The 19,495-nt window shown below is 41.7% G+C and carries 18 protein-coding genes and 1 tRNA gene; 15 read left to right on the top strand and 4 right to left on the bottom strand.

Going from position 1 to position 19,495, the window contains the following annotated elements:
- The first annotated feature begins 488 nt into the window (after nt 1-488).
- Together DWV53_RS06015 and DWV53_RS06010 are read left to right on the top strand one after the other, a co-directional pair.
- The gene (locus DWV53_RS06015; RefSeq protein ID WP_118152355.1) at nt 489-3,989 is read left to right on the top strand and encodes a helicase-related protein; all 3,501 of its coding nucleotides are present in this window, start codon (nt 489-491) and stop codon (nt 3,987-3,989) included.
- Nucleotides 3,990-4,049: 60 nt separating this feature from the next.
- Entirely contained in the window at nt 4,050-7,076 is a 3,027-nt protein-coding gene (locus DWV53_RS06010) for an Eco57I restriction-modification methylase domain-containing protein (protein WP_118152411.1), read from the top strand.
- Nucleotides 7,077-7,140: 64 nt separating this feature from the next.
- Here the strand turns inward: DWV53_RS06010 and DWV53_RS15700 are convergent, their stop codons facing one another.
- Entirely contained in the window at nt 7,141-7,278 is a 138-nt protein-coding gene (locus DWV53_RS15700; protein WP_181992427.1) for a hypothetical protein, read from the bottom strand.
- Between the two features lie 227 nt (nt 7,279-7,505).
- On the opposite strand from DWV53_RS15700, the gene DWV53_RS06005 reads away from it, so the two are divergent.
- The 5 genes from DWV53_RS06005 (at nt 7,506) to DWV53_RS05985 (ending at nt 12,736) form a co-directional block, all read left to right on the top strand.
- Nucleotides 7,506-7,778, top strand: coding sequence for a hypothetical protein (locus DWV53_RS06005; protein ID WP_118152353.1), 273 nt, complete (start codon nt 7,506-7,508; stop codon nt 7,776-7,778).
- A 168-nt stretch (nt 7,779-7,946) separates the two neighbouring features.
- A complete protein-coding gene (locus tag DWV53_RS06000) occupies nt 7,947-10,184 on the top strand; it encodes a patatin-like phospholipase family protein (protein ID WP_118152351.1) in 2,238 nt (745 codons plus the stop codon).
- A 269-nt stretch (nt 10,185-10,453) separates the two neighbouring features.
- Nucleotides 10,454-10,526: transfer RNA gene (locus DWV53_RS05995), tRNA-Lys, on the top strand.
- Nucleotides 10,527-10,743: 217 nt separating this feature from the next.
- Nucleotides 10,744-11,700 carry a tyrosine-type recombinase/integrase gene (locus tag DWV53_RS05990; protein WP_118152349.1) on the top strand — a complete coding sequence of 319 codons (957 nt, stop codon included), beginning with the start codon at nt 10,744-10,746 and terminating at the stop codon, nt 11,698-11,700.
- 490 nt (nt 11,701-12,190) lie between these two features.
- Nucleotides 12,191-12,736 carry a transcription termination/antitermination NusG family protein gene (locus DWV53_RS05985; protein ID WP_118152347.1) on the top strand — a complete coding sequence of 182 codons (546 nt, stop codon included), beginning with the start codon at nt 12,191-12,193 and terminating at the stop codon, nt 12,734-12,736.
- Between the two features lie 70 nt (nt 12,737-12,806).
- On the opposite strand, the gene DWV53_RS05980 is transcribed toward DWV53_RS05985, so the two are convergent.
- The 3 genes from DWV53_RS05980 to DWV53_RS05975 form a co-directional block, all read right to left on the bottom strand.
- Nucleotides 12,807-13,256, bottom strand: coding sequence for an N-acetylmuramoyl-L-alanine amidase (locus DWV53_RS05980; RefSeq protein WP_259318919.1), 450 nt, complete (start codon nt 13,254-13,256; stop codon nt 12,807-12,809).
- A gap of 40 nt (nt 13,257-13,296) precedes the next feature.
- The gene (locus DWV53_RS15695; protein ID WP_153073502.1) at nt 13,297-13,419 is read right to left on the bottom strand and encodes a smalltalk protein; all 123 of its coding nucleotides are present in this window, start codon (nt 13,417-13,419) and stop codon (nt 13,297-13,299) included.
- A gap of 86 nt (nt 13,420-13,505) precedes the next feature.
- A complete protein-coding gene (locus DWV53_RS05975; RefSeq protein ID WP_118152343.1) occupies nt 13,506-14,087 on the bottom strand; it encodes an HU family DNA-binding protein in 582 nt (193 codons plus the stop codon).
- A 275-nt stretch (nt 14,088-14,362) separates the two neighbouring features.
- Here DWV53_RS05975 and DWV53_RS05970 point away from each other — a divergent pair, with 275 nt between their 5' ends.
- The 8 genes from DWV53_RS05970 to DWV53_RS05940 all read left to right on the top strand — a co-directional run bounded on the left by DWV53_RS05970 (nt 14,363) and on the right by DWV53_RS05940 (nt 19,459).
- Nucleotides 14,363-14,797, top strand: coding sequence for a hypothetical protein (locus tag DWV53_RS05970; protein ID WP_259318918.1), 435 nt, complete (start codon nt 14,363-14,365; stop codon nt 14,795-14,797).
- 118 nt (nt 14,798-14,915) lie between these two features.
- Nucleotides 14,916-16,334 carry a hypothetical protein gene (locus DWV53_RS05965; protein WP_118152340.1) on the top strand — a complete coding sequence of 473 codons (1,419 nt, stop codon included), beginning with the start codon at nt 14,916-14,918 and terminating at the stop codon, nt 16,332-16,334.
- Nucleotides 16,335-16,345: 11 nt separating this feature from the next.
- Nucleotides 16,346-16,924, top strand: a complete 579-nt coding sequence (locus tag DWV53_RS05960; protein ID WP_259318917.1) for a Panacea domain-containing protein — start codon at nt 16,346-16,348, stop codon at nt 16,922-16,924.
- Nucleotides 16,925-16,928: 4 nt separating this feature from the next.
- Nucleotides 16,929-17,531: a hypothetical protein gene (locus DWV53_RS05955; protein WP_181992426.1), complete on the top strand. Its 603-nt coding sequence runs from the start codon at nt 16,929-16,931 to the stop codon at nt 17,529-17,531.
- A gap of 280 nt (nt 17,532-17,811) precedes the next feature.
- The gene (locus DWV53_RS05950) at nt 17,812-17,964 is read left to right on the top strand and encodes an ABC transporter ATP-binding protein (protein ID WP_118152338.1); all 153 of its coding nucleotides are present in this window, start codon (nt 17,812-17,814) and stop codon (nt 17,962-17,964) included.
- Between the two features lie 206 nt (nt 17,965-18,170).
- Nucleotides 18,171-18,347, top strand: a complete 177-nt coding sequence (locus DWV53_RS15690) for a hypothetical protein (protein ID WP_181992425.1) — start codon at nt 18,171-18,173, stop codon at nt 18,345-18,347.
- A 136-nt stretch (nt 18,348-18,483) separates the two neighbouring features.
- Nucleotides 18,484-18,720 (top strand): hypothetical protein, encoded by a 237-nt coding sequence (locus DWV53_RS05945; RefSeq protein WP_147468744.1) that lies wholly within the window; start codon nt 18,484-18,486, stop codon nt 18,718-18,720.
- A gap of 481 nt (nt 18,721-19,201) precedes the next feature.
- Nucleotides 19,202-19,459: a hypothetical protein gene (locus DWV53_RS05940; RefSeq protein WP_118152334.1), complete on the top strand. Its 258-nt coding sequence runs from the start codon at nt 19,202-19,204 to the stop codon at nt 19,457-19,459.
- Nucleotides 19,460-19,495 lie beyond the last annotated feature (36 nt).

Here is a 19,495-nt window from a genome sequence, read left to right as displayed (position 1 = left end):
ACCAAATATTGGAAGATATTTTTCAGTTTTTCTTTGTCATTTCGATTCTTTTCATTACCTTTGCATTTGTCATTCATGCAGATTGTAGGCAAATGCGTTGCTTGCGCTAATCTCATGCTTGGCCTAACATAACGAGAAAGACGTTTATCAGCGTTTTCCTTCTGACCTATTGAAACGTAGGAAACTTCAACTTGTGTTCAGATGGATGATGACGATAGATGCCTCCGCTGTGTGTATATACACTTGCACGAGTGTACCCTTTTGTCAAGAAGGGTATGCTCTGTGCTTTATATATATACCCATTTGGCGTAGGTGTATCTATTGGCTTCTTATCCTTGACACAAAGGGTTCTTCCTACGACCTCAATAGGCAAGGATGATGTAAGCGGTAGATTCCCTGCGCCATTTCTTTTATCTTAGAAACAAAACAGCTTTTTGTTTTCCATTCTGGGGGAGTCAATGGAGACTTAGATACTTTTCGTGCTGCCTATGGACTCACAATTATATCAAATCGACAATAGTCTGTTGCTCGACAATTCTAACGATGCTCTTAATATGGTCAATGCTATCAGTGTATTGACAGCACATCCTGCTTGTCGTACTATAAAAATTGCCACAGGTTATTGGGATATTCCCGGTACTTCGCTTGTACTCAAAACTCTAGAACAGTTCTTACACAAGGAAGGTACGAAAGTGCAATTGCTTATCGGAGCAGACCCTGTGGCAAGAGTGAACCAATTGAAAAATCCACTTTATAAGGATGCCAAATTTCCTCAGGATTACATCAAGCGGGATATTCACGAACTGGAGGTGAAGGAAGAATATGTAAGCGTGGTGCGTATGATTAGAGAATATTGCAAGAATGATGAGACTGAGAGTAAGTTGCAGATTCGCATCTATCAGAAAGATGATGAAGGAAATGTGCAGTTCTTTCATTCCAAGTGCTATATTTTCTTAGGCGAGAACTTTGCCAAGGGAATCATCGGCAGCAGTAACTTTACCCAAAAAGGATTGCAGGGGAATTCTGAACTGAACTATCTGGAATGGGATAATGGTAAGGTTTCTCTTGTACCTAATGAATATTCTCATTCCAAGGGACATGTATTTTGGTTTGATGAGAAATGGAAACTATCAGAATCATGGAATCAGTATTTCTTGGAAGAAGTTTTGCATGGTTCTCCAATAGATAAAAAAGCTGAGGAGAAAGAAACTACTCTGAGAGCCTCAGAAGATGCTCCACTTACTCCTTATGAACTTTACGTCAAGTTACTCAACTATAAGTTTGGTGATATTGTAGATCTCAATCAGCAGCAGTTGATTGAGAGTTATTTGCCTGAGCGATACGATCCGTTGGATTATCAGATTCAAGCCGTAAAACAGTGCTTTTCCATCATGCGAGAACATGGCGGTTTTATGCTTGCCGATGTCGTGGGATTAGGTAAGACTATAGTTGGTGCATTAGTTATTAAGCATTTCCTTACCATGCCGGATGATGATGGGCGTGAGCGAAAAGTATTAGTGATAACGCCTCCAGCCATTCGTTCTGCATGGCTTGAAACTTTAGACGAGTTTGATCAGGGTAAGGACAATAAAATGATGCCCCTGGTAGACTTCGTAACAACGGGAAGCATAGGTAATATTGCCGATGTGGAAGATGATGCTGCAGATTCGGGAGAATTCGATTCAGCTTTGGAGTTCAAAAACTATGGTATGATTCTTATCGACGAGAGTCATAGGTTTCGTAATAGTCAAACTGCCATGTATCAATCTCTAAACAAGTTGATTGGCGATATCGGATCTGCCACAGGTTTTTATCCTTATATTGGATTACTTTCAGCTACTCCACAGAACAACCGACCTGCAGATTTACAAAATCAGATTTATCTTTTCGAACGTAATCACACAGACAGTACATTGAAAAAGGCAAGGGGCGGAAACTTGGAAGGGTATTTCTCAGCCATTAACAAGAAATATGCTGAGTTGATTGCTGCGCCAAAAGATGAAGATGGAGAAGTGAGAGAATTAACCGCAGAGGAAAAGGCTTTGCGAAGAGATGAATTGAAGGCACTGTCGCAGGATATTCGTGATCATATTCTGGAGGATATTCTTGTTCGCAGAACTCGTACTGATATTAGGAGGTATTATGGCGGTAGTCTGAAATTTCCAAAGATAAGCGGTCCGCACATGCTGAAATATAAGATGGAGGATGGTTTAGCAAAATTGTTTGCCGAGACGATGAACTGTATTGCGCCTACTATCAAGGTGGAGTTTATGCAAGGTAAGGGATTGGGATATTATCGGTATCGTGCCATCGAGTTCTTGTTAGATTCTGATATCAAGGCTCTTTATAAGGGTGGTAATATAGATCCCGACAGATATTCTCGCCAGTTGGCTAAAATCATGCAAACCAATCTTGTGAAGCGTATTGAGAGCAGTTTTTCTGCTTTCAAAACTTCACTTGCCAATCTTCGTCAATATACCCAGAATATGATTGAAATGTGGGAGGCAAATACTATCTTTATCTGTCCGGATATCAACGTTAATGCAGAATTGGACAGAGAGAAAAAGTTGGCTCGTGAAAAAAGACTCTGCACATTTGCTGAATGTGTGGATGACTTGAGAAAGAAGATCAAGCGTTTGGACGAGAATGGCAAAAACGATAAAAAACGAAATAGAGAGTTGACTCGTGATTCCTTCAATGAGAAATATATCGAGTGTCTGCGTAAGGACTTGACTATTATAGAATTCCTGTGTAAGCGTTGGAATGCTTATAGTTATGACCCGAAGTTGGAAGCTTTCAAAAAGTGTCTGACTGGGGTACTCTTTGACAAACAGCGTAATCCAGCTCAGAAACTGGTTATCTTCAGTGAGGCGATAGATACGGTAGATAATATCAAACTGGCAGTGGAAACAACAAATCCTTCTCTTCGGGTGCTTACAGTTAAGGCTTCTAATAGAGATGATTTGGAGCAGACCATTCAAGAAAATTTTGATGCAAATTACAAGGGAACTTGGAAAGATGATTATCAGGTAATTATTGCTACCGAGGTTCTTGCAGAGGGTATTAACCTACATCGTGCCAATTGCATCTTGAACTATGATGCACCTTGGAATGCAACCCGACTGATGCAGCGTATTGGACGTGTAAATCGTATCGGTTCCACTGCAGATACGGTGTATGTATATAATTTCATGCCGAGTGCACAGGGCGATGCTCAGATACAGTTGGTGCAGAAAGCCTATACCAAGCTCCAGTCTTTCCATACACTCTTTGGCGAGGACAGTCAGGTGTTTACATCTGATGAGGAAGTGATGCATTACGATCTCAATATCCAGGTGAATGGAGAGGAATCTCCTATGGAGAAATATATCAGCGAGCTGAAGGAATATAAGGCTGCCAATCCTCTTCGTTTCGAACAGATTGTTGCAAAGGAGAGTGGACTTGAACTTGCTATTCCTACCGGCGAAGGTAATAGCTATTTCTTGGTAAGGAACAAAAGACTGTCTGGTATGTTCGTCAAGGTGGATAAAGACGGAAAAGCCCAGTTGTTGTCTGGCATCGATATGTATTGTGAGTTTAGAACCAATCCTGATGTGCAGACGTGTCAGCTTCCTGATGACTGGGATAAGAGAAAGGCTGCTGCTGAATTGGAGGTGAATAGAGCGCTGAATCATGTGAATCTACATGTACGTAATTCAGAGAAGGCAACACTAGCCAAGGAAATTATCACTCGGATGAAGAATGAACTAACGTTGTCGAAGTCTTCTCGCAAGATACTTGCCAATGCATTCAATTTCATTAGCAATGGAAATATCGATATTATTAATAAGGTGATAGCATTGGATAAGAACCGGAATTCGGGGCCTTCGCTTTTCGAGTTGAAACAGGATGAAATAGATGATATCTTGGAACGCGAGATTCAAAAGATTGTTGAACGAGTGCAGGTTCGTAATGGAAAGGCAGAAGTGTATATGGCATTGAGTAAATAACTGACATTGCCATAGAGTAACAACAAAAGTAAATAAATGAACCTATAAATGATGAGTAATATGGTTGATTTAAAAGAATATTTCCAACAAAAATATCAAGGTAGGGATTCCTTCCTTGAAAACATCGTATTCCCTATTTTTGGGGAAGAGAACTTTTCAGACCTCTACGACCAGTCGGTATTCGATGAGCGCCCTGAAATGAAACCTTTAGCCGATAGTACGGGTATCTCTTCTGTGGTTTGTGTCGGGACGATATTGGTGGATTTCAATCCTATCAATATCTTCGACATAACCGTGTCTAGTCATGTACTGATGAATCGGAACAGGGTGGGTATTCAGCAGTTGATTCGTCGTATTATGCCCACATATTCCAGTGCCTTCATGATTTTTCATTATGAGGATGCTGATAATTGGGATTGGCGATTCACTTTCTGCAGTAAGGCACGTAATGATGAGTTAACCGACAAGAAACGTTTTACCTTTATGTTGGGCCCTAAGCAGTCGTGTCGTACCGTGGCTGATAATTTTCAGAAACTGATGGACAAAGAGGGAGAAATCGAATTGCAAGATATCGAGGAAGCCTTCGATGTTGAGGCTCTTTCTGATGAATTCTTTGGCAAGTACAAGGAGTTCTACGAGCAGTTTGTACAGTATGTTACGGGTAAGCGATTTGTGAAGAGTGGTGGCAAATGGAAGGAGAAGAAAATACACGAACCTCACGAGCAGATGTATGCGGCCTTTGGGCGGAACGATAAGTATGTGCGCGATTATGTAAAGAAGATGATGGGACGCATTGTGTTCCTTCATTTCTTGCAGAAGAAAGGCTGGATGGGTGTACCTAAGGATAAAAATTGGGGTGAAGGAGATGTAGAATTCATGCTTCATCTATTTGAGTATTCTTCTGAGAAACAGAAGGAGAATTTTTTGGATGAAGTTCTGGAACCTTTGTTTGCAGATGGTCTGGATACTGACCGCACTGCAGAGGATGATCTCTTTGATACGCATGTGGCATTGCCTGAAGGAAGTAAGGTAAAGGTGCCTTATCTTAATGGTGGACTTTTTGAACGGGATGAACTTGATGAGATTGCCACTAAGTTTCCGAGTGAGTATTTTGAAAATTTACTAGAGTTCTTGCATCAATATAATTTTACGATAGATGAGAATGATCCAGATGATGCTCAGGTGGGTGTAGACCCGGAGATGTTGGGACGTATCTTCGAGAATCTCTTGGAGGACAATAAGGATAAGGGCGCTTATTATACCCCGAAGGAAATTGTACGTTATATGTGCCGTCAGTCGCTGGTGGCGTATCTTGTTACTGATATTGATGATGAGGCAAAGAAACAACAAGTGGCTGATTTCGTGAGAAATTATGATGCGGAGTTGTTGGGTGGAAGTGTGTCTGACTTTGCACAATTCATTGATGAACGTTTGAAAGATGTAAAGATATGTGATCCGGCCATCGGTTCGGGTGCATTTCCTATGGGCTTATTGAAAGAACTGTTTCTTTGTCGTGGTGCCATCGAGAATTTCAGTAATGCTGCCGATATTAAGCGCCATATTATCCAGAAGAATATTTATGGAGTAGATTATGAGCGAGGTGCTGTTGATATTGCTCGCCTCCGCTTTTGGCTCACGTTGGTTGTTGATGAGGAAACCCCGCATACTTTGCCTAACTTGGATTTCAAGATTATGCAGGGTAACTCTTTGTTTGAATGGTATGAGGGTGTAGATTTGCGTGGCATTGTGGGCGAGGTTGGAGATACCATCACTTTCAGAGAAAAAACTACCAATCCTACTTTCATCAAAAAATGGTTGGACCAATATTTTGAAACCAACAATCACGAGGAACGTATCAGGTTGCGTGGTAAAATTTCGGGTGCAGTTGAGGGACTTATCGAATCGAACAATCCAGCCTTGAGAGATAAACTCTTCGATCTAGATATTGCTGCAAACAATTGTTTCTTCTTATGGCACACATGGTTTAATGATGTTTTCAAACGTGCAGAGGGAAATGGTGGATTCGATATTGTGATAGGAAATCCACCTTATGGCGCTAAACTGGATGTTGTTCAGAAGAAAGTTTTGAAATCGTTATATCAGACAACCCAGACGCTAAAGGACAAGAATAATAAGAGTCTGACAGTCCAGAAAGGGTCTATGGATACCTACACCATGTTTATTGAATTGGCATATAACATCATGAGGATAAATGGCTGCATGACGATGATTGTGCCTATCTCTCTGACTTCCAGTGACTCTCTGTCGGGCGTTCACAATATACTGAAGAGCAAATGTGATGATATTTATATCTCTTCATACGCTGTTCGTCCACAGCCGGTTTTCAAGAATGCGATGGTCAATACTTCAATCTTGGCATTCCGCAAAACAGGAAAGCCTTGTAGTGGCATCTATGCCACCAAGATGTATCGCAAAGGAAAGAACTTCAATTTGCAGATGTTGGTAGAACATCTGCAGTTTGTGGAAGTCAAAGAATTGATGCTATTCGGTCGTATCCCTAAGATTAGCTTGGAGATGGAAAAGGACATATTGAAGAAGTTGTCTGGTTGTGATAAGTTGAAGAGTTATGTGAGAGAATCGGGAACTGCAGTTTATTATAGGTTTGCAGGTGGTAGATACTTTAAAGTTGTAACCAATTATTCTACTGGTTCATCTGCTGAGCGTGCAATTTATTTTGGTGATAAATATGCTAATGCTATAGGGAGTATTTTAAGTAGTAATCTATCTTTCTGGTTCTATCAGATTTATTCCGACAATTTAAATTGGAAGAATTGTGAAATCGAGAGTACACCGATTCCTCCATTATCTAATGAAACGATAGAAAAGTTGGATGAACTTTACAAGGAGTATCTTGCCGATATAGAGGCGAATGCTAATAAGCGCCTAACCTCGGGAGACTCTACTTATAAGGTGGATTCTTATAAGGAATATAAGATAGGTAAGTCGAAGGCAATCATTGATAAGATAGACGATTTGATTTGTCCTCTTTATGGTTTGAGTGCAGAAGAAACTAACTTTATCGAAAATTACGAGATAGAGTTTAGACTATCAGGAGAGGATGAATAGAACTAGACCAAATATGCGGAATGCTCAACCTGTTGGGCATTCCGCATAAATAAAAAGTCTAGTCTTAAGCATTTTTATAAGCCGTGCGCAAATGTTCTGACTGCAGTTTCTGCATTTTTTCATCGCTCAGTTCGCCAGATTCCCAAAGTTTATCTAATTCTTGCTGCATCCGCTCGTTCATGCGCTTCACTTGTGTTGCCATAATTGTTAATTTTAAATATTTCATGTGCAAAGATATAGATATTTGCTAATACTCCAAAGATTTTAAGAAGAAAAATTAATACTTGGTCGTTTTTTATCCATGTTGATCCGCATAATCCATTAAATTTCAGCGTTCTCTGCAATTTTCTAGTATTTTTCTTGCGAATACCAATCTTTCTTCGTACTTTTGCACCAATAAGCAATGTAGAATTTAAAAGCGAAAGAAATATGGAGGAAAAGAAATATCATATCGATGAATCTAAGGTAGCGGGGGATAAGGTCTGTGAGCCATCGCCAGCTTATCGTTCGGCAGCATCATCTGCATCATCAGTATCATGGGATGAGGCTTACGACACCGATTCCTATCCTATGGGGCGCTCGCTGGAGCAGGTGATGGAGCATTGCGCAGAAATAGACAAGCACTTGGATGACCCGAACTATGGTCATCCAGTGGATGATTTAATTGCAAGATTAGAACAGAAGATTGCGCAATGGAGATAAAGTCGGATTCTTGAAAAAGTATTTAGGTGAAGAGTGGTGAAGAGTGAGTGAAGAGCTTCTGAGAACTCTTCACCTCCGCCAACCGCCCTGTTTATCGGTATTTCAGAGGGGTTGGTGAAGAGTGAAGAGTATTTGCCGTGTCAGTTATTCATTTAAACAAGGAGCAATATGATGGTACATCGAGATAAGATATTATGTTTTTTGGTTTTATTCTGCTGCTTCTTTGCATATACTCCTCTGCAAGCCCAGCAGCCACGCAAGAAGGTGGGGCTCGTGTTGGGTGGAGGTGGTGCCAAGGGTGCGGCTGAAGTAGGTGTGCTCAAGGTGCTGGAAGAGGCTGATATTCCTGTAGATTATATTGCCGGAACCAGTATCGGTTCCATCGTGGGCGGACTCTATGCTATCGGCTACGATGCTGCGGATATTGATAGCCTCTACCGTAACCAGAACTGGCTTTTCCTTTTGAGCGACCAGGTGAAACGTGAATCGGAGACTTTTCTTTCTAAAGAAGAAAGGGAGAAATATATCGTTCATATTCCTCTTTCCAAAGAGAGGAAGGTCTCGTTGCCAACCGGTTATGTGAAGGGGCAGAATATCTTTAACCTTTTCTCTAAACTTACCGTGGGGTATCATCAGGTGGATGATTTCTCCAACCTACCTATTCCTTACCGTTGCGTGGCGGTAGATCTGGTAGAAGGCAAGGAGGTGGTGTTTTCATCGGGCTCGTTGCCATTGGCGATGCGTGCCAGCATGTCGATACCGGGCGTGTTTGCTCCGGTAGAATGGAAAGGGAAGATGCTGGTGGATGGCGGCGCCTTGAACAATCTGCCGGTTGATGTGGCAAAGGAAATGGGAGCGGATGTGATTATCTGTGTGGATCTGAGTACCGGTTGGAAGAAGAAGGAAGAGCTGAAATCGGCTTCTTCTGTTGTAGAACAGCTCATAAGTATGATGGGTCAGAACAAATACCGGAAGAATATGGCTGAAGCCGATCTTTATATCAATCCTTCTCTGAAAGGTTATTCGGCAGCCAGCTTCCAGTCTGAAGCCATTGATACGATGATACAGCGGGGAGAACAGGCTGCCCGTCAGAAATGGGATGAGCTGATGGCTCTGAGAAAGTATATCTATGCTGATGCTTGTGATTCTGTAGCCTCTGATGATACATTGCAGGATAAACGCCTCAAACTGCAGAAACCTTCTCAGACGGAAGCTTATCATATAGGCAACATCCGGTTAGAAGGCATCAGCGGAGAGGAGGAAAAGTGGATTAGAAAGAAAATAGCTTTACGGGAGAATTCGGAAGTCAGTCCTGAGGAGATAGATGGCACACTTGCCATGCTCAGAGGACTGAATATCTTTTCGCGTGTAGAATACAGACAGTCTAACGAGGAACCTTATGACCTGGTATTCATGCTGGAACCCAACGAATCGAGAAGAATCAGTGTAGGTGCACGTTTTGATACGCAGGATCTGGCGAGCGTCATTGCTCAGATATCCAATAACCAGCAGTTTTCTACCCGTCACCACTATGCCTTTACAGGACGCATTTCCCGTAATCCCTATCTGGAAATGAAATATGCCTATGGCAACCTTTTCGGAGCGAAAATAGGCATTTCCTATCGTATGGCTCATTATGATTTCGACCTTTATGCGGACAAGCATAAGTTGGATGCCCTGGAGTTTCTTTCGCATTCTTTTGCTGGATTCTATACCCGCGATATCGGTAATTTCAGATTGAAGTCGGGAGTGCAGTTTGATTATTATCATTATCATTCTGATATGTTCGAACGCGACGGAAGCATCCAGACACGTTCGTCAGACCATTTTCTGAACTACTTTGCATCTGTTGTGATGGATACTTACGACCGCCGCTATTTTCCGACCCGTGGCAGCCGCATTCAGGTTCAGGGCATTCTGCATACGGATGACGGAATACATTATGCTGATGGTAATCCTTTTGGCGAGGTTGCTTTTCAAGGAGAATGTGCCGTACGTCTCAATTCCAGATTCTATCTGCTTCCTAAGCTCAAGAGCCGCTTCTTGTTTGGCAGTTCCGTACCAGCCATTTATCAGAATTATGCAGGTGGAGTAGCTGACGGTTACTATCTGCCTTGGCAGGTGGCATGGGAGAGTGCGCAGCATGTCCATCTGCTGAAGCGCAATGTGGTGACTGGTCAGCTCGGTTTCCGCTATCGGGTGAAAGGAAAGTTCTATCTTACCGCTTTGGGAGAGTATGGCAAGGAAGCTCGCAAGTTTTCCCATATTCTCATCGGTGATGATTTGTGGGGAGGAGCCTTGCGGGCATCCTATGATTTCGTATTGGGTCCGGTAAGCATTCAGGCTAATTATTCTAGCTTGGGTAAGAATGTAGGATTCTATATCAATGCAGGATTTGTATTCTGATTTCCTTATCTGCATCATGTAAACCAGAACCTGCATGTTTATATGTGTCATGGCGGTTCGCACAAAACTCGCATCTTGTCGTTTCCAGAGCCTACAAGACAGGAAATCATCAGTCTGATAGGTGGTTGGCTGAAGGAATAATGCTTTCATGAACCAATCATAATGGATAAAATGAAAGATTTTTTCAAAAAATATCCATAAAAGTTTGGTGGTTTCAGAAAAATGTATTACCTTTGCACTCGCTTTTGAAAACAAAGCTTTTAGCAGAGGCACCCTTAGCTCAGTTGGTAGAGCAACTGACTCTTAATCAGTGGGTCTAGGGTTCGAATCCCTAAGGGTGTACAAAAAACTCCGAAGAATCAATCTTGGTTCTTCGGAGTTTTTTGTAATAATGATTACCATTATACGATAGAGGCGATTGTTCTGAACATCATGATGCCGGTGAATTACAGACAGTCCGATTTTTATGTAAAATATCGACATTTTACCTTGAATTATCTAAAACTAGTCCTCCATTCCCCTATCATATATTAATAAACTTCATAAATTCACTGTCATTATGTCAAGAAACAAGAAAACATCAGAGTCTTTATTCCAGTTCATGAACCTCCTCATCGCCCTGTTGCTGAAGAACGGGCAATACCGCACCTCGCTGCATTACAAGGCATCCCTCAACAGCTTTAAGCGATACCGTGACAACAAGGATATTGCCCTAAAAGAGATAGATGCAGAAGTGATGCGCTCGTATGAAGCATACCTGCATCATACGGCGGAGGTATGCAAAAACACCAGCTCCTTCTATCTCCGCATCCTCCGTGCCACCTACAACAAAGCTGTGGCAAAGGGACTGACGCCACAGCAGCATCCCTTCTCGGATGTCTATACCGGTATTGCCCAAACTCGCAAGAGAGCCATACCTACAGAGAATGTCAGCCAGATCAAGAATCTGCAATCTATCAAGGATCTCAATCCCAAGGAAGAGATGGCAAGAGATACATTCCTGATGAGTTTCTATCTGCGTGGTATCTCTTTCATCGACCTGGCTCATCTCCGCAAATCTGACCTCAAGGACGGTTATCTTCATTATACAAGAAGAAAGACAGGACAGCGTCTCACCATCCGATGGGAGAAGGAGATGCAGGAGTTGTTGGAAAAGTATCAGGCGCAGACCGCCTCCTCATCTTATCTCTTTCCTTTCCTTGTTGATGATGGAAACAAAAGACAGGATAAAACTATTGACAAAAAGCAGGATGAGGCACGCCTATATCACAATGCGGAAGCGCGTATCTCCTACCACCTCAGAAAGTTTGGAGCTACGATAGGCATCAAGGGCAAGCTCACCCTCTATGTTGCCCGCCATTCCTGGGCAACGACGGCAAGAGATAATCATATCTCTATCTCTGTCATCAGCGAGGCATTGGGACATCATTCCGAAAACACCACACAAATCTATCTCCGTTCCATCAAAAGCTCAGAAGTAGATGATGCCAACGCCAAGATACTGGCAGCCCTATAAGCCACAAAAAAGAATAAAAAGAGGGATTATGTAAAATGAACCAAAATGAACCAATTTTTCTGAATCTTTACATAAGAGATACAGAAATGTCGAAAACTTTCGTTCAATCAACGACTTAGGAATTTATGTATTAAAAGAATAGTAAAAAAATGTTGATTTTTATAGAACAATATTAATTTTTTAACACGCATAATTTGCTTGTTTCCAACATTTTTCGTATTTTTGCAAGGTGATTCTGTATCTCTTATGTAGAGATTCAGAAGAACGGGAGTGATTGAGGGAAGGATTTTGAGGACAAAGGAATCGGACAGCTAATCATTCCAAGGGTTGCAGCCTATCATGCTCTTGGATCAGGAGTACGTCTGTGATTAGAGGTTTCCGTTATTGGAAATAGACTAACCAACCCTTACTTGCCAAGTGTTTTGAAACATGATTTCACGACACGGGGGAATGAGAAGTACACCCTGATCAAAATAGAAAAAAATAAACAATGATACAACCAGACAACGAGGAGAGTTGGTACGCATTCAAGATATTTTTTGGGAAAGGAAAGCCTATCAAGGCATATTTCGTTGCCAAAGGGATAGAGCATATTTATGATGTGAAACAAGAATATTGGGACAAGAATAAGAAAAAGAGTTTGGTGAAGGAAGTTCCTATTATGCCATCTCTCATTCTTTTCCGTACTACGAGAACAGATGCCGAAGAGATTGAACGCAAATTTCTCAATAAAGTGATGCTCTATCGTGGCAAAAATTCTGAGAACTTGAAAGAACCTTCTAAAATTTCAGAACGTGAAGTGAAAATCTTCAATATTGTAGCAACTTCTGGTGTTGAAGGACTGGATTTTTACGATGAGTATAATCCCAAGTTTACCAAAGGCGACAAGTTCCGAGTCATTGAAGGTCCTTTGAAAGGAGCGGAAGGCTATGTCGTCCGTATCAAAAAAGATCATAAACTTTATGTGAGTATCAAGGGGTTGTGTGCTGTTACGACAGGATATATTCCTAAAGCATACTTGCAAAAAATCGAATAGAGTATATGAAAATGTCAGATATTAAGCAAGTGTTACTGACGAGGAAAAGTACCTCGCCAGTAACAGAGTATTAATCGAGATGATGATGAGCAGCCCAGCTGCCCGCATCCAAACACGGACACTCTTTGGGAGTAGTCCCCGGCAAATCCCGATGCCCCACAATCTTCGCTTTCGGAAAGAGAATCTTCAGATTCCTGAAAAGATCAATGAGTCTCGTTTCCTGCTCAGTGGTCATGGTGTTGCAAGGCTTGCCTTGCTCATCGAGCCCTCCCTCATAGCAGATGCCGATAGAGCATCTATTATAAGGTCTGGCATGAGCACCAACCTCCAACAGCATCCGGTGCTGCGTCATCGTTCCATCCTTACGGATGTAGAAGTGGTAGCCGATGTCATAAAACCCACGAGCCTTATGGTCACGTTGCAGCTGTTCCACACTATAGTCCTGATTGCATCGGCTAGCCGAGCAATGCAAAACCAGATATTTAATGTCGTTAGCCGACATATATTGACTTTGTCTCATAATTAATAATTCAACATTTAACATTCAACACTTAACATTGCTATAAGGCATTTGCGCACGAGCTTACTCCCAGTGCAGTAAGAGCTGCAATCAAAGCTTGAACAGCAGCATTCAAAATTGAAACCCAAGAAATTTTCTTGGAACCATCATTAAAATTCTTCATAATCAGAAATGTGTTTAAAAGTGAAACATAAGTTTGAAGGGGTGACCACACCCTGCATTATGCAGGATGCAGTCACAGGGAGAATCCTACTCCAGGCCATCACCGCCACCGTCGGTGCCAGAGTCGGTACTGCTTCCACCGCCAGGGTTTGGTGTATCACCACCATCACCCGATGGCTTGTTGTCACTCTTGTCGTCCTTGGTAGGCTTCTTCTTCGCAGCCTCCAGGTCAACGGTAGTCTCGTTCGCCTTTTCAGCCTTGAGCAAGGCAGCTTGACCAGCACGGCTTGCCACGAGCTTGAACTCAGCTTGATCAACAAGGTTCTCAAAGTCCACACCAGGGTTGAACTTGATGTTCACCGACTTGATGTTCTCCTCGGTAAACTTCTCCAGCGACTCCGCACCCTCACAGTTGATGGAGATGCTAAAGACACCAAACTCACCGAGTTTAATCTTGTTGCCGTTGAGCAGTTGTTCTACAATGCAGTCGCACATGTCCGACAGGATGGCTTTCACCATACCACGGCTGTAGCCAGCGTTATGTGATGCAATGTGCTTGCAAAACTTGTTCAAGTCCCAGATTTCACGAACTTGGTTCTTGGCATAAGCCTTTTGAGGCTCCTCTGGTTTGATAGGATTACCCATCATGTAAATAGAATACTCAATCATAATCGATTCCTTTCTTTTAAATTGTTAATACTTAAATTGTCAGCTACTCCAAACTTCGAATGTCGAGCACCCCGGGTATAGAAATTATCACTCATCACTCTTCGTTCTTCGTTTAAGCTGTTGCAAAGATACAACATCCGTGGTTCGAAAACAATTCCGTTGAAAGGCATTGAAAAACGTTGAATATCTATTGAATAAGGTTAAGAAAATCATTAAGAAATCATAGCCAGCAAGTCATTTTTTACTTTTTTACCCTTTTACTTTTTTACCTTTATATGATGTCAGATGTAACTTTCAATATATACGGAGGCAATAACCAAATCCTCCCCAGCGCTACAAAGGCAGAGCAAAACTTCTATGGCGACCAGTTCGCAGAGAAGACGCTTGCCAAGGATGGCGAAGCATCTCAACCTCTCACCGAGGAAGAACAGGCTTTGTCTATATATATAAATAAGGTGGAATCCTTGCGAGGCTACATCACCCTCCTTCGTTCCTGCAAGACAGCGAGAGACCTGGGCGAGGTGGTGGCAACCATGCGACAGCAAGAGCCATCCCTCACCGATGATCTGATAGTGAAGCAGAGTTTCATTTCCCTTCTCCTTCCCTTCGTTCCGAAATGGGAGAAAGGGCAGACCATTGACAACATCCGGGTGGCAATCAATACTGCCTGGACGGCCCGCAAAAAGACTATCCGTCAAGTAGGTCGCTAAAACACCCCCAAAAAAGTATCTTAAGATACATGGGCAAGTATCCTAAGATACTTCGCCAAGTATCCTAAGATACTTTGGAAAGTATCCTAACCCTCTTTCTAACATTAAAATTTTGAAAATGGCAGATGCATCATTTGATATCAACAACGGAGCCAATCAAATTGCTCCCAATGCAATGACTCAGAACCAATATTTCTATGGTGAGGAATTCGCTCGCAAAATATTGGGAAGCAAGGATAAGCCACTTAGTCTGGTAGTGCTCGGTGCTGGAGTGGATGCCACAATAGGCTTGCCGACATCAGCCGACCTTATACCTCGCATTGTCGATTTCTTGGAAACCGATGAAGGCAAGACGCTTGATGCCATTTTGCGTAAGGCAATAGGCAGAGTACATTTCCACTTCGACAAGTTTGTGAGTACAGCCATCGACCGTTTGGCAAAAGACTTGGATAAGGAGATTGTTTCCATTTGCCATAATATCAACGACGAGCTTGCCAACAACGCAAGCCTTGATGAGTCACAACGCAAGTTGGGTATGCTTATCGTTCGCCTTTTCAAAAAGGTGTTGGACTTCAAGAAAGGAGCTGAGATAGATGCTGAGACGATGAACTTGATAGAAGAGGTGTTTGATACGGTTGTAAAAGATGACAGCATCATAGATTTAAGCCATCTCAACTATACCGACACATTCAAGAACATCATCGTGGAGATACTTCAGAAAAGCATCCATGAGTCGAACAATCCCATCTTGCGCCATATCTATAAGAATATGCTCGATATAGAGCAATTGCTCGCAGGGTATTTCTATGGATTTTATACGGGGCAAAACAGTTATATCCGCGACTATCTATACATATCCTGGATTCTATGGGCATACTTGGTAAGCGAGGAGCAGCGAAAGGCACAAGAGAATGTGGCTGTAGAGAACAAAGACAACCACACTATTTACGACCAATTGGACGGAAAAGACTGCCAAGTCATCACGTTCAACTATACATCGTATGCTTCCCAAACTTCTCCGACTGCTCTCTATTTCCATGGCTCACTCAAAGAGTATGTAGATGTAGAGAACAAGAACGATTTTCTGCATGATGATTTAACGACCATTGATTTAGAAGATTTCTTCAAGAATCAACTTGCAGCCGAGATAAGTTTTGATCCAGACCACAAGTCTATACCCATCCCATCATTCTTGCCACCATTAAAGTTGCGCCCTGTTATATCCAAGCATTACATTGATACATGGTATCATGCTTCTCAGATGGTGCTGCGTGCAAGTAAGATCATCATTCTTGGCTATTCATTCTCTTCTGCCGACAACTATTTCTGTGATATGTTGCGAGAGAACCACGATGCACAAATCATCATTATCGACAAGAACATGGAAACTGCAAGTCGCAATGTGTGTCGTTGCCTCCAGTTGGATGCCAATCGCTACACCAAGCAAATAAAGGATGGGCATGAGATACGCAAATACAACAATCGAGTGACGATTATTGGAGCAGACTTGGCGGATGTTAATTTGGATGATGTGTGAGACATTAGGATATGAAGCAAAAACTCCCCCAAAAATTTGGTAGTTTCACAGAAAAACCTTATTTTTGCACAAAAATGGTAACATTTCGTGTAAACGAACAAAAAGAAAGGAACGTTATGGTTGATGTACATACGATAGCATCTTATATCAGTCAGCGTTACGAGTACCAGTATGGCTCTCGTATTGCTGAAATGAAGTTGCAGATTTTGCTTTATTTTATGCAGCGTGAGTGTATAGTTCAAACAGGGAGCCCTCTGTTTGAAGCAATATTTTATGCTCATACTCTCGGACCATATATTCCGGAAGTTCATGCCGCATATATATCAAATTCATTGCATGATGTTTTGCCGTCAAGCATTATAGCAGAATATAAGACCATTTTTGATAGTGTTTTCGAACTGTTATCTGCAAAGAAAACAAGAAGTTTGAGCAATCTTATTCATGGTGAAGATTCTTGGAAACGTGCCATGATGCAAGGAGAGGGTACATCAATGGATATCCAGGACATCAAAGAAGATGCCGCCCGTTTCCGAGTAAGACGTTTCTTGTTAACTAACTTGGAACAATTCCACAAACCAGTTTACGCATGAAGATTTGCTTTATGATGAATTCATTGAGGGTGACCGTTTGAAAGAGATACAATATTTTTATGATACGATTCTCCGCATGAGTTTGGATGAAACACAGTCTGTAGAAAACAAGAAGGCGATAGCTTCTATTCTTGAAAGCGTTCGTTCAAAGAAGGGTATTAAGAAAGAGGATGTTGCGAGAGTTTTGCATTTGTCAGTTGATTCAGATGAATTCTCCAAGATATTTGGTAAGAATCTAAAGAATGTAGGCAAGACATTCCCTGGAGTTGAGTTGGTTCATTTTTGTGCGAATGATGCTCATCGTGAAGTGTGGGATGGATATGGTTTACCTCAGAATTTGGGAACAACTGTATTTTGGTATTTTATAGTACCAAAGATATTGGAAATGTTGAAAATAGTAGGTTGTGAATATGTTTTCTTATTTGCTGCCGACTTGACTCCTTATGAAGAGCTGATACGCTATTATTCAGATCAGTTGAAGTTTGAAAAGGCAGATGAGCATTGTGTTGCCATTCCGATGTATGATTTCACTTGTCAATTTATGAGTCAGAAGACTTGTGAATTAGAGGGAAAAAGAAAACAATTCTTTGAAGAGTTTAATGATTAATCCTCTATATCAAGGTTCTCCAACATGCCTTTATGAGGGTAATTGCAAGCCGCCCCCAATCAGCAAGCTATAGTAAGGCGGTCCCATCCCGCACAACATGGCGAAGACCTTTGATGGTCCGCCAACCTTAGAGCGTAGCGGTTCTGAGCACCGGAGGGCGGTTACATCCCTAATCCCTATGGTAGGGATTTAGGGCTTGGGTATTGGGTAAGGACCCCCTCTTCGCAAGAGGGGGACAGGGGAGTCGAAGCAATACAATAATTAATAAGAAGCTTACGTTATGAACATAGAAGAAAAAAAAGCAGATTTTATGCGTCGCTTCAAGGCTTCTAGAGAGCGGAAGGCAGAATACATAGCACAAATGGAAAAGCGTATGCGTGATGACTATCGCCGCAGAACCGGTAAGGAAGCAGAATCATTTTGTGCGCTGTAATGTTTAGCCATAAGCCAAGTCTCGGTTTATAAATACAATATTCCTCATTCGAGTGGCGACAAGTGCAGAGCGATACTGCAATGAGGAACAATATTACGGCGGGTTACTCGCCCATCTTAAGCAAAGAAAAATAAGCGTTTTACGATTGTCGCTTAACAATCCAAACAATCGTACTGCTTCTACATTTTATAATACTCAATCAAGTTATGATTAATTTAAGAATCACTGGTCTTTACAACAGAGGCCAGCAAGATGAGTACGTCGAATTGGAAGCAGCGGCACGTTGCGACTTTGAAGGACTCCTCAAGCACATGCAGGAAAAGGGCGAGATAGGAACCGCCAAGCCTTCGAAGAAGACGAAGAAAAGCAAGAAGAGTAAGTAACGTACCGCTCACCTCCCTGCGCCGAAGGCGTGGGGAGGTACTTATGGGTTTCTTTTGTAACTTTTTTCAAAAAACTGATAGGTGTAACTACTTGTAATATAGTGGGGACGCAGTGTAGGTGATATACGTATTGGATATGGAACGTAAACAATATCTAGATCAAATACATGAATTGGTTCAGACTGTCCAGACACTTCTGGATGCCAATATTGCTTTGGGTAATAAGCAGAAGGAGCAAAAGGAAGAGTCAGACCGTAAGATTGCCAGTTTGCAGAAGCAGGTTGACAAGCTTACAGGAGAACTGCAAGCCAGTAGGCGTAAGATGCATGGCAAGAATAATGGCAGAATTTCTTCAGGGGATTCTTTGACATGATTGTAGCTGGAAGAAGGGATTATGCCTTGATGACAGAGGCACTTTTAGTTAAACCTGTTTAAAAATCGAAAAAGTTCAAATTCTTAAAATACTCTGTATCCCCAGTAAACACTGGGGATGGAGTTGTATTGCTATAGGAGTTGGATGCTTTCTTATCCACCAGTCTCAACTTCTATTTGGATATAGTCAACAAAGGTGTCAAAGCTCCAATGCCAAGCAACTCCGAATGGCGTTTCCCTTAGAACAATATTTTGGAGGCAAAGAGTTTTAAAGGCTTGCAAGTCATATCCTCTTTTCGTTATTTATGTTAATATAAAACTCATAGGTGCAACCGCTTTTGATATTGAGGATTGTTGTATTGCTATGATGTATAGCAAGAGAAGTAAGTAACGTGTTGCTTACTTTCAAGCCCTGATGGCTTGGGGAGTTAAATGAAGGTTTCATATGATGGGATATTTATGCTCACTAAATTGAGATAAAAATGAATAGTATAGAAAAAATTGATGTTATATTCGGAGTTGAAGATTCTTCACTTCCGATATCTGATGTTGTTTTATTGCTAGAAGGTTTTCAGGGAATGACCAAATCCTTGAATCTTAGTTTGAATAAGAGTTATTCTTGTGGTTTTGATGATGTGTCATTAGAAGTCATTGGTTTTGAACATGGTAGTTTAAGAATACCATTTTGTATAAGGAAAATTTATTCGAATTGGTTTATCCCAATTAGCAAAGAGGTGTAACCATCTACTTCTCCATATTGCCCGCTAAAAAATAAG

The organism is Segatella copri (assembly GCF_003465495.1).
Taxonomy (GTDB): domain Bacteria; phylum Bacteroidota; class Bacteroidia; order Bacteroidales; family Bacteroidaceae; genus Prevotella; species Prevotella copri_G.
This window is presented reverse-complemented; position numbering and strand designations above follow the sequence as displayed.

What these genes read in the sequence shown, in the direction of transcription:
- DWV53_RS06015 (WP_118152355.1), top strand. Translation starts at nt 489, where the DNA reads ATGGACTCACAATTATATCAAATCGACAATAGTCTGTTGCTCGACAAT.
- DWV53_RS06010 (WP_118152411.1), top strand. Translation starts at nt 4,050, where the DNA reads ATGGTTGATTTAAAAGAATATTTCCAACAAAAATATCAAGGTAGGGAT.
- DWV53_RS15700 (WP_181992427.1), bottom strand. Translation starts at nt 7,278, where the DNA reads ATGGCAACACAAGTGAAGCGCATGAACGAGCGGATGCAGCAAGAATTA.
- DWV53_RS06005 (WP_118152353.1), top strand. Translation starts at nt 7,506, where the DNA reads ATGGAGGAAAAGAAATATCATATCGATGAATCTAAGGTAGCGGGGGAT.
- DWV53_RS06000 (WP_118152351.1), top strand. Translation starts at nt 7,947, where the DNA reads ATGATGGTACATCGAGATAAGATATTATGTTTTTTGGTTTTATTCTGC.
- DWV53_RS05990 (WP_118152349.1), top strand. Translation starts at nt 10,744, where the DNA reads ATGTCAAGAAACAAGAAAACATCAGAGTCTTTATTCCAGTTCATGAAC.
- DWV53_RS05985 (WP_118152347.1), top strand. Translation starts at nt 12,191, where the DNA reads ATGATACAACCAGACAACGAGGAGAGTTGGTACGCATTCAAGATATTT.
- DWV53_RS05980 (WP_259318919.1), bottom strand. Translation starts at nt 13,256, where the DNA reads ATGAGACAAAGTCAATATATGTCGGCTAACGACATTAAATATCTGGTT.
- DWV53_RS15695 (WP_153073502.1), bottom strand. Translation starts at nt 13,419, where the DNA reads ATGAAGAATTTTAATGATGGTTCCAAGAAAATTTCTTGGGTTTCAATT.
- DWV53_RS05975 (WP_118152343.1), bottom strand. Translation starts at nt 14,087, where the DNA reads ATGATTGAGTATTCTATTTACATGATGGGTAATCCTATCAAACCAGAG.
- DWV53_RS05970 (WP_259318918.1), top strand. Translation starts at nt 14,363, where the DNA reads ATGATGTCAGATGTAACTTTCAATATATACGGAGGCAATAACCAAATC.
- DWV53_RS05965 (WP_118152340.1), top strand. Translation starts at nt 14,916, where the DNA reads ATGGCAGATGCATCATTTGATATCAACAACGGAGCCAATCAAATTGCT.
- DWV53_RS05960 (WP_259318917.1), top strand. Translation starts at nt 16,346, where the DNA reads ATGAAGCAAAAACTCCCCCAAAAATTTGGTAGTTTCACAGAAAAACCT.
- DWV53_RS05950 (WP_118152338.1), top strand. Translation starts at nt 17,812, where the DNA reads ATGAACATAGAAGAAAAAAAAGCAGATTTTATGCGTCGCTTCAAGGCT.
- DWV53_RS15690 (WP_181992425.1), top strand. Translation starts at nt 18,171, where the DNA reads ATGATTAATTTAAGAATCACTGGTCTTTACAACAGAGGCCAGCAAGAT.
- DWV53_RS05945 (WP_147468744.1), top strand. Translation starts at nt 18,484, where the DNA reads ATGGAACGTAAACAATATCTAGATCAAATACATGAATTGGTTCAGACT.
- DWV53_RS05940 (WP_118152334.1), top strand. Translation starts at nt 19,202, where the DNA reads ATGAATAGTATAGAAAAAATTGATGTTATATTCGGAGTTGAAGATTCT.